The sequence below is a fragment of the Adhaeribacter rhizoryzae genome (genome assembly GCF_008629685.1).
GTDB lineage: Bacteria > Bacteroidota > Bacteroidia > Cytophagales > Hymenobacteraceae > Adhaeribacter > Adhaeribacter rhizoryzae.
Map to the genome: position 1 here is coordinate 183,166 of NZ_VWSF01000007.1, position 13,254 is coordinate 196,419.

Annotated in this window: 10 protein-coding genes; 7 read left to right on the plus strand and 3 right to left on the minus strand. The window is 44.0% G+C overall.

The window, feature by feature from the left end; all coding sequences use genetic code 11:
- From F0145_RS11580 to F0145_RS11590, 3 genes are all read right to left on the minus strand, one after another.
- Complete coding sequence (locus tag F0145_RS11580) at window positions 1–5,301, minus strand: translocation/assembly module TamB domain-containing protein (protein WP_150088566.1); 5,301 nt, start codon at window positions 5,299–5,301, stop codon at window positions 1–3.
- Between the two features lie 195 nt (window positions 5,302–5,496).
- Window positions 5,497–5,790, minus strand: coding sequence for a hypothetical protein (locus F0145_RS11585; RefSeq protein WP_150088567.1), 294 nt, complete (start codon window positions 5,788–5,790; stop codon window positions 5,497–5,499).
- Between the two features lie 201 nt (window positions 5,791–5,991).
- Entirely contained in the window at window positions 5,992–6,600 is a 609-nt protein-coding gene (locus F0145_RS11590) for a hypothetical protein (RefSeq protein WP_150088568.1), read from the minus strand.
- 366 nt (window positions 6,601–6,966) lie between these two features.
- Between F0145_RS11590 and F0145_RS11595 the strand changes: the two genes are divergently transcribed.
- The 7 genes from F0145_RS11595 to F0145_RS11625 all read left to right on the plus strand — a co-directional run bounded on the left by F0145_RS11595 (window position 6,967) and on the right by F0145_RS11625 (window position 12,905).
- Window positions 6,967–7,533, plus strand: coding sequence for an RNA polymerase sigma factor (locus F0145_RS11595; RefSeq protein WP_223815990.1), 567 nt, complete (start codon window positions 6,967–6,969; stop codon window positions 7,531–7,533).
- On the plus strand, window positions 7,511–8,953 hold the full coding sequence (locus tag F0145_RS11600; protein WP_150088569.1) for a hypothetical protein: 1,443 nt from the start codon (window positions 7,511–7,513) through the stop codon (window positions 8,951–8,953). Before F0145_RS11595 ends, F0145_RS11600 begins: the two co-directional genes overlap by 23 nt.
- A gap of 89 nt (window positions 8,954–9,042) precedes the next feature.
- Window positions 9,043–9,510, plus strand: coding sequence for a CHRD domain-containing protein (locus F0145_RS11605; protein ID WP_150088570.1), 468 nt, complete (start codon window positions 9,043–9,045; stop codon window positions 9,508–9,510).
- 117 nt (window positions 9,511–9,627) lie between these two features.
- Window positions 9,628–9,987, plus strand: coding sequence for a hypothetical protein (locus F0145_RS11610; protein ID WP_150088571.1), 360 nt, complete (start codon window positions 9,628–9,630; stop codon window positions 9,985–9,987).
- 11 nt (window positions 9,988–9,998) lie between these two features.
- Window positions 9,999–10,571 (plus strand): YceI family protein, encoded by a 573-nt coding sequence (locus F0145_RS11615; protein ID WP_150088572.1) that lies wholly within the window; start codon window positions 9,999–10,001, stop codon window positions 10,569–10,571.
- A 19-nt stretch (window positions 10,572–10,590) separates the two neighbouring features.
- Window positions 10,591–11,568 (plus strand): DUF5777 family beta-barrel protein, encoded by a 978-nt coding sequence (locus F0145_RS11620; protein ID WP_223815992.1) that lies wholly within the window; start codon window positions 10,591–10,593, stop codon window positions 11,566–11,568.
- Between the two features lie 356 nt (window positions 11,569–11,924).
- Window positions 11,925–12,905, plus strand: a complete 981-nt coding sequence (locus F0145_RS11625; protein WP_150088573.1) for an outer membrane beta-barrel protein — start codon at window positions 11,925–11,927, stop codon at window positions 12,903–12,905.
- Window positions 12,906–13,254: the final 349 nt, after the last annotated feature.

The window sequence follows — 13,254 nt, forward strand, 5'->3', positions numbered from 1 at the left end:
TTAATTCTGGACAAGCGGTTCTATTTCGTTTTTGTTTCGGTTATTGCCTCTTCTGGATTTTCCTAAGTTTTTAAACATATCGGAAAGGTTATCGAAGTTGCGGGTAAAAATGAGGGCCAGGCCAGTTTCCTGTACTTCTTGCTCGGCCAGGTCTTCGTAAGAGTTTTGCTTAAAGCCCCGCACACGTAAGCGGCCGTTAGGAGTAATCAGGTATTCTACCGATAAATTTCCGGCAAACCCGGCGTTGCCACTCTGAGAACTTTTACCTTCAATACCTACATCGGTTCCTACCCGCACCACCAACCGGTTATTTAAAAATTCCTGGTTCAGCGCCACGTTTAAATCTGTGCGGTTTTGGCCGGTGCCGGTTTCAGAAAAATCCTGGTAAGAATTTAAACCTAATTCCAGGCCCAAGCCACCCAAATATTGCCCGGTAAGTTTATTTAACTGGTCGCTGAGCAAAGAGCTAACACTGGAACGAGCCGTAGCAGCCAACGAACCACCACCAGCCGATTGCAGCGGATCAGTACCCATAAACCGGCCCAACACAATTAAAGAAAAAGCCTGCCGGTTTATTTCCGAAGGATCTTGCCGGATTTGTTGTAACCGCTGATAAGCGATCCGGCCGGCATCTGTACCCTGCTGTGTTTCTGGTAAGGTTACATCAAATGAAATATCGGGCTTCAGCATATCGCCTTTTAAGTTAATGAGTACCTCAAAAGGTAACTGGTTGCGCGACCTGTTACGCGCATCCTCATCGGCAAGTTGGGCTTCTATTAATTCGGTAGGTGCGGTTTTTACATTGTAGATGGCTTTAATATCCAGGTCGGCTACTAATGGGTCGCCGGCCCAGGTAATGCTGCTGCCACGGGCAATATTAAATTCACGTTGGGCTAAACCGTAAAAATTAAGCTGATATTTGCCGCTGGTTACGGTGTAGCGGCCACTCAGGCTAATATTGCCGTCGTCGTCCATGCCGGTATTCAGCTCGCCCCTACCCCTGATTTCAATAAAGTCGCCGGTAGCTTCGTCCATGATTACGGTAAACGGAATATCATCCGACACATCAATAACCGCACTAATATTATAGCCGAGCAATCCGGTTTGGGTTAACGTATCGCGTTTTTGGAGTTCGGCTAAACGCGCGGCCAAGGTATCGCTCATGTCTACAAATTGCGTAATGCCTTCGTGTTCTACCATGCCGGCCGCCGACGAAGGAATGACCATGGTCATGGCCGACCCATCGATTACTTTTATGCGGCCGGTAATCTCCGGTTGGTTTTCTTCACCGGCAATTTTGGCATTGGTATCCAAAATTAATTTGCCATAATAAAGCGGATTATCTGCGGCGGTAGAATTCATCACCACAAAATTGTTGGTGGTTACATCCAGCGCAAAGCGGTAATTGAGGTAATCGCGGGTAAATACGGTACCGTTTACTACGGCTTTGTTATTTACTGAATCGAGCAAGGTAAAGTTAGAGAAATTAATACCCCGCTCGTCGAACGTCATGGTTTCGTTATTCAGGCGGAAAGGCGAGCCCAGCATGGTAGGCACAAACGTAGCGTTGGCAAAAGTAGCCTGCCCCCGAATATTGGGTTGCGCCAAACTGCCGGTAATATTTAAGCGGCCCACCAAAGAGCCCGACATATCTTCTAACTGGCCCATGGTAAACCCTTGAAAAGCCGCCAGGTTAATATTGGTAATATCGGCCGTCAGGTTTAAAGCATTATCGGTGGTTTGGGCTACGTAATACCCGTTAACGGTTAAATTATTGCCGTTGCCGGCCAAGGTTGCCAGTACATTATAACGGTCGCCGGGAGCGGTGCTGGCCTGCAAACCAATATCACCGATCAGGTTTTTCTGGAAAGCAAAGTTTTTAACCGTTAAATCAGAAGTAAAGCCCAGTTTGGTGGTAATATCGCGCAAGGTAATATTACCGTTAATGGCGCCGTTTAGTAAACTATCGTTGCGCTCGATGGCCCGCGAAATATTGGCTAAGTCGAAATTGCCAAATGTAATCTGCAGCGGTGCATTGGTACGGCTGGCCCCCAGGCTGGTTATTGCCAGTGAATTGCCTCCCTGCTCCATCCTAATATTATTCGCGTAGATAGAACCGTTATTATAATATTGCAGGTAATTATCGGGTGTTACGTTCCAGGGCTCGCCGTTAAAGACTACATCGCCGGGCGTAAATTTAAACTGGTAAGCATTTTGCAGCGAATTAAGCAAGCCACCTAAGGCAAACCGATCTTTACCGTTATCTTCCGCAATGGCCAAGCGCACTTTTAAGTTATCGTCCTGAGCATAGCCACCCATTTTCAGGTTTTTCACCAGCAAGGTAGTATCCGAAATTTCGTTTAGGGTTACGGCGTAGTCCAGTTTATCGGCGTCGCCGTTAAGGCGTATTTGCAGACTATCGAGGTTATAAGTGGTGTACACAATGCGCGGCAAATAACCGTTTACCTGCAAATTTTGGTTAGCCTGCGTGTAAGAGCCCGATAGTACGCCCGGACCAAATTTCTTCAATTCGGGAATTAAACCGGAGGTTAATAAATCGGTGCGCCGGAAACGGAAATCAAAGTTGAAATCGGCGAGGTTAATATTGGCCGGAAAAGGTTCATCCTGAATATTAAAGTAAGAATCTATTTTCTTAGAAAAAGCCGTGGCTAAATCTTCGGCGCTGTTTTCGCCCCGGAAGAACCCGTTCATTAAATCGGATCGCAGGGTAATATCGGTGCGGCCTACCTGGTTAGCCAGACGCAAGAACAACGTATCGAGTTGGTAGGTTTTTGGACCCTGCCGAATATTGAGTTGCCCGGCATCGAAAGTGCCGTTTAAAGTATTCAGCGATGCACCGCGCATATCGGCCACCACTTTGCCTTGCAGGCGCAGCGGCTGTCCGTAAAAATTCAGGGCTTGCAGGTTGGCTTCGTCGAGGTTTAAGGTAAAATTATAACTAGGCTCGGCGTTGCGCAGGTTAACGGCTCCATCAAAATTGAAAGCCAGGTTATTATCTTTCATGTTTACCGTACCGTTAAATAAGTTGCGGTCGGCGGTGCCTTTGATGGCAATATTATTATAGGTGTAATTATTGTAAAATACCGATTGCACCGTGGCATCAATGTCGGCCCGCATGGTTTCGGGGGTTAAGCCAGTACCATTAACCCGGGCATCGGCGGTAAGCTTACCCATGGTGGTATCTTTCATGATTTTACCCAAATCTAAACCATCCAGACTTACGGTGCCGTTGTAGCGCTCGCCGGGCTGCATGCGCAGGTTGGCGGTGGCATTCCCAAACGAGGTAGTAATTACCGGCGTAGCTGTAAAATTCTCTAAAGAGCCGGTAAAGCCTCCTTTCAGGGCCATGCGCTCGGGTAACTGAATATTGGCCGGAATAAGGTCTTTGGGTAATAAATTCTGAATATCCCGGCGGGTGGTCGAAAAATTCTGAATATTCAGGTTGGCGTACAGGTTATCGGGATTAGTAAGGTTGCGGATGGTACCGCTGGCCTGCAGGTTGGTGCCGGGTGCGGCGGTAATCCGTAGGTTTTGTAGTTCCAGGTTTTCCATGCCCCCCTTAATGCCACCACTAGCCGTAATACGCTCCGGAATGCGGTAACCCGCTGGTAAAGTACCGGGCGGTAAGAAAGCCATTACATCAGCGCGGGCTACGGTAAAGCGGTTAATATCTAAGTTAAGGCGGGTTTTATCAACCTCGGGCAAGCCGGTAATGGTGCCACTGGCATTTACAGCGGTGCCATTTAAACCAGCCATTTGCAAGCGTTCAATTCGTAAATTATCTACCCGGCCGGTCACGCGGCCATCCACGTAAAGCGGCTTGTTTAAAATACTCCGGAAAGAAGGATTATTGGCCAAGGCGGGCTGGAAGTACAGTAAATCGCGGAAGCCAATTTTAGAATTAGCCATGTCGGCGTTAATGGTCAGCCGGTTAATATTATCGGCAATCGTGGCCAAAGACGGGTAACCAATAGCCAGGTGCCGCCGGATAATGCTTTCGCCGGTTTCCAGGTTCAGGTTAGCTAGTTGGGCCTGCGTAGAATCTACGTTAATATCGGCCGTGAAATTTTTTACCTGAAACCCGCTTTTTTCTTTCAGGCTCATTTTGTTCAGGTCGGCAGCCATGCGATCCACGCTGTAATAAATATTATCGGCGTTGAGGGTAATATCCGCGAAATCGAGGTGGTTAAAATCCATGCCGCGTTTCAGCTCGGGTGTGTTGTAATTACCAAACTGTACGTTCAGCCCGGCTACATCCAGGTTTTTCAGGCTCATGACCCAATTTACCGGCTCGCCTTCTTTTTTCTCGACGGCTTCGTCCAGGTTTTCGGCTATACGGGCCGGGTTAATGGCCAGCGAATCGTCGGGGGCATATTTGTCCTGGAAGTAAGCGGCGGAGGTGTTGCGGAGCGTAAAGGAATTTAAATCTACTTTGGCGTTGGGTATATCAATATTGCCGGGGTCGAGTTCGGTGCGGCCCACGTTTAATAAAATGCGTTGCAGGGCTACCGTATTCTGGTAATTGAGTTTAATATTCTCCAAGGTTACTTTGCCCATGCCAAACTGCATGGTCAGCGGTTTGGCTTCGGTGGTATCGGGTGGGGCCGCTTTGGTTTGTACAATATTGGCGTAGCTGTTTTTTAGGTTGATGTCGTTCAGGCGGTAAATTTCTTTCTCCAGGTTTAGCTCGTTCATGCTGGCTTTCAGGGTGCCAATGCGGCTCCGGACGTTGTTGCCGTAAATCTGATCGCTCATGGTGAAGAAAATATTCTCCAGTTCAATATCGCCAATATTATAGGTAAAAGGCGCGGCGGTGGTATCTACGGGCTGGGCCGTGGCGGTATCGCTGGCAAAAGCGTTCAGCACAAAATCGTAATTGGTGGTGCTGTCGGGCATAAAGGTTTTAATATGCGCCGTTGCGTTGCGTAACGAAACCGAGCTAATATTAATCTCGCTATTAAGCAACGAAAAGAAATTAATATCGAGGCCCAGGCGACCGGCATAAAGCAAGGTGTCTTGTTGCTGGTCTTCCATGTAAAAGTCTTCCAGCACAAAGCTGTTCCGGAAATCGGTTTTAACGCGGCCTATTTTTACTTCGGTTTTTAGTTTATTTGATAGCCAGGCGGTTCCTTTATCGGCCAGGAAATTCTGGGTAGCGGTAAATTGTAAGGCAATTATTACCAGCAAAACCAAAAGCAAGGGTATCCCGATAATCCACAAGAGGACTTTCAGGACGGTGCGGCCCGTCGATTTTTTGGCAGGTGTTTGATCTGTTGTCAAGGGGATAGAATAAGTAAAATTTGCTTCCGGATTGTATTACGTTAGAACGTAGGGAAAGTGAACAAACAAGGGCCTAAAAATTTGTATTTAATTTATAGCACAATTGTATTTTCGTTAAAAGAGCCAGCAAAATGCCGGCTCTTCTAGCACTAGACTTAGGAAAAATTTATATTAATTAACAAGCGCCGGATTTACTTATTTTGCCTGATCGCGGTAAACTTTTAAAAGGCGTTCAGCCGCTTTTAACTCGCTCTTTTTAGCATCCAATAAATCCCGTTCCCGCTTATAAAGTTGTTCTGCTTCGTCGGTGCGGCGTTTCTGATCTTTTACTTCTTGTTCCAGATAATCTACCTGTTGTTGCTGGGCAATAACAGTTGGGTCGTTAGAAGCGGCCCCGCCGGTTAGCGCCGAGCAGCTAAATATTAGGGGCGAAAGTAAAATAAGGAGGCTGATATTTAGCTTTTTAGAAGTTAATATATTTAAAATCATCTGTTTACGTATCTTTATATAGCTTTATTACGGTCTGTTTGGTGGTTTAGTTATAAATAATACGGTTTAATGGCCCTACAACTCAGAATTTATAAGGTTACCAGTAGTACAATAATTTAGCTTATTTGGGTAACCGCTTAACTTAATTGCTCCAAAAACAAAGCCAGCGAATAAGGCTGGCTTTGTAAACTAGGTGATTTATTAATTCTGGTGGCCGGTATCTTCTTCCAGATGGCTCATTTGGTTATCCAGGCTGGCAATTTCCTGGTCAAGTTCTTTTAATTCTCCCTGCACCTCTTTCAGGTTTTTCTGCTTTTGCATAACACTGTTCATCAACTCCATTTTCCGGTTCATGTATCGCATTTTATCGCTCATCAACTGCATCTGAATGGTCATGGCATCGGCTTCGGCGGCGTTTACCATGGCCGCCATACCGCCAGCGCGGTTGGTGCCGGTTCTTTCAAAAATACTGCTGGTAGTGCCGTTACTGGTAGTTTTTTTAGTTTTTATGGTTTTGGCAGATTTAGTAGCTTTTTTGTTTACGCCCTGGCTCGCGTTGTTGGTACCGGCTTGGGCCGAAGTAGCTTTATTGGCCGGATTACCAGGGTCGCCCTGGTTTAACTGGTCATCGGCCCGGGTAGGAGCCCCCACTGCACTTTCGGTGCGGGTAGCCGAAGCTGCTTTTTTAGAGGTGGTAGTTGTGCTGGATTGCTTGCTTTCTTTGGTAGTAGTACCGCTGCTCTGGCCAAAAGCCACATAAGAAGAAAAAACTAAGGCTGCTGCCGGTACTATTTTCAGAAGATTTTTCATCGCTTTACATATTTTAGTGAAACATAAGGATTAGCCAGTTTTGGATTTTCGGCTTAAGGAAAAATATTATTCCTATTCTTTTTCGCTTCCCGCAGATACCTCCCTTTTTGTCTGGCCTAAAGTAGTTTATTACCTGCGTGTTAAGCAGTTTCTAAGATTAATTTTTACGTGTAGCAAACTTTTCCGGATAGAAAAATAAGGAGAATTTAATAGGAGCGGCTTAAATAATCTGATTTGGGTAGTAAGCGCAGCGATATATTTATAGCTTAATATTCAGTTACTTAAGATAAATTTTAATAAATTAAGTTTTTACAGGCAACCCTTCCGGAAAAACATCCGTGCTGGGGGCGCAAACAACATAAACGCGTGGGGGAAATTAGCAATACCGATTTGCTGAACCTGGTACAGGCCTGTATTGGGGAAGACAGGGAATCCCAAAGAAAGCTGTATAAGCTTTTCTATGGCTATGCCATGAGCATTTGCCTGCGCTACTCCCAAACCCGCGAGGAGGCAACCGAGGTGTTGAATGATGGGTTTTTAAAAATTTTTACCAAAGTGAGCAAGTACAACCCCGAAAAATCTTTTAAAGGCTGGGTGCGGCGAATAATGATAAACACGGCGCTGGATAATTACCGGCATAATTTAAAGCATTATTACGCCCAGGATGTAACCGAACTGGAGCCGGATACTTTGTACCCGAGTGCCGAAGACCAACTAAGCTACGAAGACCTAATGCGGATGGTGCAGGAATTATCGCCGGCCTACCGAACGGTATTTAACTTATATGTAATAGATGGCTATACCCACGAAGAAATAGCTACCCTGCTGTCGATATCGGTGGGTACTTCTAAATCAAATTTATCGAAGGCCCGCGCCAATTTGCAGGCCCGCTTAAAAAAAATTTTAAAGGATGAGTACCGAAAATATGCCTGAAGATGAATTAGACGACCTTTTCCGGCGGGCGGCTTCGGGGTATCATCCGGAATTTGACCCGGATGCCTGGCGGGCAATGGAAAAAAAGCTGGACACCCAAGCCGGGGCAACCACTTCTGCTACCGCTGCTAAAACCAACTGGTGGCGTTGGGGAGGATTAATATTATTTATTTTGTTTACCGGAGTTGGCGTTTGGGTAGGCTACAACCAGCTAACCCAAAATAAAGCGTTAAATCAAAATAAAGAAGTTACCCAAACCCAGCAAACCCAAATTGCCGCGCAAATAGAACCACAAGTACTAAATAATAATCCGCCTGAAGAATCGAGGGTAACTAAAAATATTCCGCCTAAAGTATTAACAGGTAAAACCACTAGCAAGAATAAAGTAGTATTAACGCCAGAAACCGGCCAGGCCGCTAGTCTAAATAATAATTCTGAGGTAATAGCTCGCCAAAGCAGGAAGGTTGCTTTGAATAAACCATTGGGCAATATTGCGGACAAACCAGCTAAACGCAACCAAATAAGTAGGTTTAATATTGCCCGGAAAGCTATTTTGTTAGCGGGTAAAACAGAACCGGGAAATATACCAGCAGCTAGTAAAACAAATACCCCAATTGCGCCCGAAACCAAGGAGGCAACGGCAAATTCAAATATTGTGGTACCAGCTACTGATTCTGTTGCAAATAAAATAGCAGCAACCAAAATAGCCGAAACAGACAAGCTGGTAAAGCCTGACAGCAGCCTGACGGCAACAAACCCAACAAACCTAACGCAAAACCAAAGCGATAGCACTAAAGCTAATAAAACCAGAAAATTATTAGCCCTAAACCGGTTTAGCATAAGCGTTTTGGCAGCGCCCGATTTAAGTACGGTAGGTTTTGCTAACCCTGGTGGTATTAGTACCAATGCCGGAATATTGCTGGGCTATAGCCTAAACAGCAGGTGGAGCTTGGCTACCGGCATTGTAAGAGCCCGCAAAATTTACGATGCCAAACCCGACGATTACGGTAACAAAGGGTACTGGTATAACAAGCATCAGCCCGATGATATTTCGGCGGTTTGCTATGTGCTGGATATTCCGGTAAATATTGGGTACAACATCTGGCAAGGCAATATAGCGGTGGTGGCGGTAAATACCGGTTTATCCAGCTATATCATGAAAGATGAGGAATATACCTACAAATATTTGCCTTACGGCGGCGGTAACGGTTACAACAGTTATTACGAAGTTAAAAATAAAAACCGGCACTTATTTAGTATATACAACCTGTCGGGTTATTACGGTCGCCGGTTGGCGCCGGGCATAACGGCGGGTGTGGAGCCTTTTGTAAAAGTGCCGCTTGCTGGGGTAGGCGCCGGCAAAATAAAACTAACCAGTGCCGGTATTTTCTTCTCGCTTAGTTACCGGTATCCGAGATAAATAGCTTTTAAACAAACATTTTTAACTGCTCTTAAACAGTTACCAGCAGTCTATTGCCTAAATAATTTTAAACTTAAAAAACAGAAATCATGAAAAACTATTTTAAAACAACTGCCTGGTTTGTATTCTTTTGCTTATCGTTTGCGGTGGCGTTAAGTGCCTGCGACGACGACGATGATACCCCAAGTAATGAAGTAAAATTCCAGAATATTGCCATGACTGGGGCAAACGAGCGGCCGGCCGTTACTACCAACAGCACCGGTGTTTTTAATGGTACTTATAACAAAGATACCAAAATGATTACCTATAACGTAACCTGGAGCGGCTTTACCGCCACCAATATGCACTTTCACAAAGCTGATCCCTCTATTTCGGGGCCAGTGGTAATTGGCGTAGCTGGCACCGGCACCCCTCCTGCTTGGGCCTCGCCCATAACCGGTACTACCCGGGCCCTTACCGATGCCGAAGAAGCTGATTTATTAAACGGGCTCTGGTACTTTAATATACACAGCGCGCAGTTTCCGGGCGGCGAAATACGGGGGCAACTGGTAAAGTAAATCTTTGCCTGCGCTTATAAAAGCAAGATTATTCTTTACCTGCAATTTAAATTAATATTAATAAAGGAGGAGCGGGTTTCCACCCACCCGGCTTCTCCAAATTAATACTATTAGCACATGAAAAAGTATCTGCCCGCCCTTTTGTTGCTGGTTGTAACTGCCTGCACCAATTATAACGAAGAAGAACTTTATGGCAAACCCGCCGCTCCCTGCCAGATTACTACCGCTACTTACCTAACCGATGTAAAACCAATTTTGCAGCGCAATTGCTACACCTGTCATGCCTCGGCTATAAAGGAAGGCGGCGTTATTCTGGATTCTTACGAAGAAGTAAAACATCAGGCCGGGCATCATTTAATGGCCGTTATCAACCACGAGCCCGGGCATCCGCAAATGCCCAAAGGCGGCGAAAAATTACCTGCCTGCGACATAGCCAAAATTCAGAAATGGGTAGATGCCGGTATGCTGAACAATTAAAATAAAAGATAATGAAATGGATAATGGGGCTATTCTTCGTGTTGCTAGCCGCTTCCGGTACGCAGGCCCAAAGCCGTTATTTTACCCGCACGGGCAGTATTTCTTTTTTCTCGGAAGAAATTCTCGAAAATATTGAGGCCCATAACAAACAAGTTTCTTCTTTTTTGGATGTAAGCACCGGCGAACTGGTTTTTTCGGTGCCTATGAAAGCTTTTCAGTTCCGGAAATCATTAATGCAGGAGCACTTCAACGAAAATTACATCGAGTCGCATAAATATCCGAAGAGCACTTTTAAGGGCAATATTCAGAATATGAAAGACGTAAACCTGCAGCAGGATGGTACTTACAAAGTAAAAGTAAACGGCCAGTTAACCATTCACGGCGTTACCAAACCCATTGATGCCGATGGTACGCTGGAAGTAAAAGGCGGCCGGATAGGCGCGCAATCATTTATAAACATTAAGCCCGAAGATTACAATATTGTAATTCCCTTATTAGTGCGGGGCCACATTGCCGAAATTATACAGGTTACCATAAATATGTTGTACGAGCCCTACCAGGCCAATGCCGCCAAACAACCCTGATACTAAAACGCACGCACTTATGAAAAGAATATATAAAAGTACTTTCTCAAAATTCTCGTTTTTACCTTTAAATCCCTCTAAAGGGGGACTTTCCCATAAATTTGCGAAAGTCTTATACATCGCCTCTTTTTTATTGTTGCCCGTAAGCTTAGCCGCCCAGAACGACCTACTGGCTTTGGCTGAGGCCGACAGCGCTGCTACGGCTTACACAACCGCTACGTTTAAAGCTACCCGCATAATTAACGGCCATTCGGTGCAAACCATACCGGGCAAAGAATTGCTTTTCATGATTTCGCACCGGTTTGGTACTTTAGATGGCGGCGCTTATAACTTTTTTGGCTTAGATGCTGCTACTATCCGGCTGGCGCTGGAGTACGGCCTCACCGATAGGTTCTCGGTGGGCGTTGGCCGCAGTTCTTTAGAAAAAACTTACGATGGTTACCTAAAATATAAGCTGCTCCGGCAAAAAGACGATACCTGGGCGGCACCCGTTACCGTAACCGGTTTTGCCAGCACAGCTATTACCACGCTTCGCTTCGATAATCCCGAAAAAAACGAAGATTTCTCGTCGCGGCTGGCTTACACTTACCAGTTGCTGATCGCCCGTAAGTTTAACGACCGGTTCTCGCTGCAACTCTCGCCTACCCTGGTGCACCGCAACCTGGTTTCTACTAACCGCGACGAAAACAACGTGTATGCCCTGGGCGCAGGCAGTCGGTATAAACTTACCAAGCGCACCTCGCTAAATGCCGAATATTTTTACGTGTTGCCCGGTGCTACCGCCGACGATTATATTAATTCATTTTCGTTGGGTTTTGATATTGAAACCGGCGGTCACGTCTTTCAACTGCATTTAACCAATGCGCAAGGCATGATCGAAAAGTTTTTTATTCCGCAAACCTTAAGCAAGTGGGGCGACGGTGGTATTTATTTTGGCTTTAATATTTCCAGGGTTTTCTCTTTTGATAAAGATAAGAAAGTAGAAAAGAAGTGGTAAGACTAATTTCGTTTTGTTAGCCGGCAGTTTTATTGCATTACTAAAAAGGAAGTTAATACGCCTTACGGGAATATTATTTACACAAAGGTGTAAAGTAATGTTCCTGTAAGGCGAAATCATTTTTATCATACCAGAATTCTGGAGCAACTATTAATGCTTACTGATTTAGGCTAATATCATTAATCTATATCTAGTTAAGTTCGTTTGTGCTTTAGCTTTTTTTTAAAATTAATTTGTACTAGTCTGAATCTAAAAACTACGACCCATAAGATAGTATAATATTAAAATTAAAATTTTGAACTTTTGCCAGAACTGGTATATGATATTAGGCTTATATTTATATATTTAGAGCCTTAATGAAATATGCTATGGCTTTAAATTTCAAGAGATATATTTCTGCTCTAATTCTGTTTTTAGGTGTAGTAATGCAAGGTAAATCCCAGGTAAAAGAAGGTTATTTTATTAAAGCAACCGGCGATACTATTCATGGTCTTATAAAAATTGGTAATGAGCGTAAAATGACCGATGGATTTGCCTATAAAGAACATGGGAAAGATAAAACATTTAAAGTGTACAAACCACAAGAGGTTAAGGAAGTTGGGTTTGAAAATCAAAAATTTATATCGGCCTTGGTGCCGGATAGCTTAATTAATAAAGTTATCTTCTTAAAAGTCTTGGTAGAAGGAGGTTTTAATTTATATAAAGCTACAACCGGGCAAAACAATACTTATTTTCTCTTTACTACGAAGGAGGGTGATATCAGACTTTTAAAAAAGGCATCTTATTACGGAGCCTTAAAAATTGGCTTACCTGAATGCTCATCTGTAGATTTTAAGGATTCCAAATTTTTAACAAAATATAAATATACATCTGCTGGTTTATCTAAGTTGTTTCTGGAGTTTAATAAATGTATGCATCCCCAGCAGGTGGTTACAGAATATAAAAAGGTTCGGAAACTGACTTTTAAAAAAGGGATAACGGGAGGTATATCAAACAGTACCATGAATTTAACCTGGCCGGCAACCGATAAAGCTAATTATGGAGCTTACCAGAATATAAATATTGGTCTTTTTGGTGAAGTTGGTTTTAATAAAAATTTGTCAGTCTTAGTAGGCGCTGAACTTCATAATTATAAAGGGCATGCGTCTTTTGATTATGCCAATTTATATACGACAGAAATTGATTTTTCTACCAGATTTGCTAGAATTCCGGTTCTATTTAAATATTCTTTAAAGGGTAAGTTAAAACCTTATATAAATGCAGGGCCTCATTTTAATCGTTTATTAGGGCAGAGCGGAAACAAAAAAGTTAGCACCATTGAGCATAATTATAGGTAGACATCGAAAAAACGAACATGGGCTTTACAGGAGGATTTGGTGTTGCTTTAGAACCTTTTTCTAATTCAAAAGAACTTAAATTAGAGGCTAGGTATAACAATACTTGGCTCTTTTCAGGTGTGAATAAAATAGGCACGCTGTCTTCGTATCAGCTAGTAATTGGGTTGAGTTTATAATAATTTACCTGCTGTATAAAGGTAAAAGAATTCCCAACTTTACTACTCCTGCAAAAATATTGCTGTTAAACCCCTTTGCGCTACCAGATGAATATTTATACAGGAACAGGTTAGAGCAGTTCTAAAAGCAAAGCGGCCAGTTATATTAAATATTGCGGCCGCTTTGCTTTAAA

Bases quoted from the DNA above. Each gene is read 5' to 3' on its own strand.
- F0145_RS11600 (WP_150088569.1), top strand. From the start codon at position 7,511: ATGAGTACCGAAAATATGCCTGAAGATGAATTAGACGACCTTTTCCGG.
- F0145_RS11625 (WP_150088573.1), top strand. From the start codon at position 11,925: ATGAAATATGCTATGGCTTTAAATTTCAAGAGATATATTTCTGCTCTA.
- F0145_RS11585 (WP_150088567.1), bottom strand. From the start codon at position 5,790: ATGATTTTAAATATATTAACTTCTAAAAAGCTAAATATCAGCCTCCTT.
- F0145_RS11605 (WP_150088570.1), top strand. From the start codon at position 9,043: ATGAAAAACTATTTTAAAACAACTGCCTGGTTTGTATTCTTTTGCTTA.
- F0145_RS11615 (WP_150088572.1), top strand. From the start codon at position 9,999: ATGAAATGGATAATGGGGCTATTCTTCGTGTTGCTAGCCGCTTCCGGT.
- F0145_RS11590 (WP_150088568.1), bottom strand. From the start codon at position 6,600: ATGAAAAATCTTCTGAAAATAGTACCGGCAGCAGCCTTAGTTTTTTCT.
- F0145_RS11620 (WP_223815992.1), top strand. From the start codon at position 10,591: ATGAAAAGAATATATAAAAGTACTTTCTCAAAATTCTCGTTTTTACCT.
- F0145_RS11610 (WP_150088571.1), top strand. From the start codon at position 9,628: ATGAAAAAGTATCTGCCCGCCCTTTTGTTGCTGGTTGTAACTGCCTGC.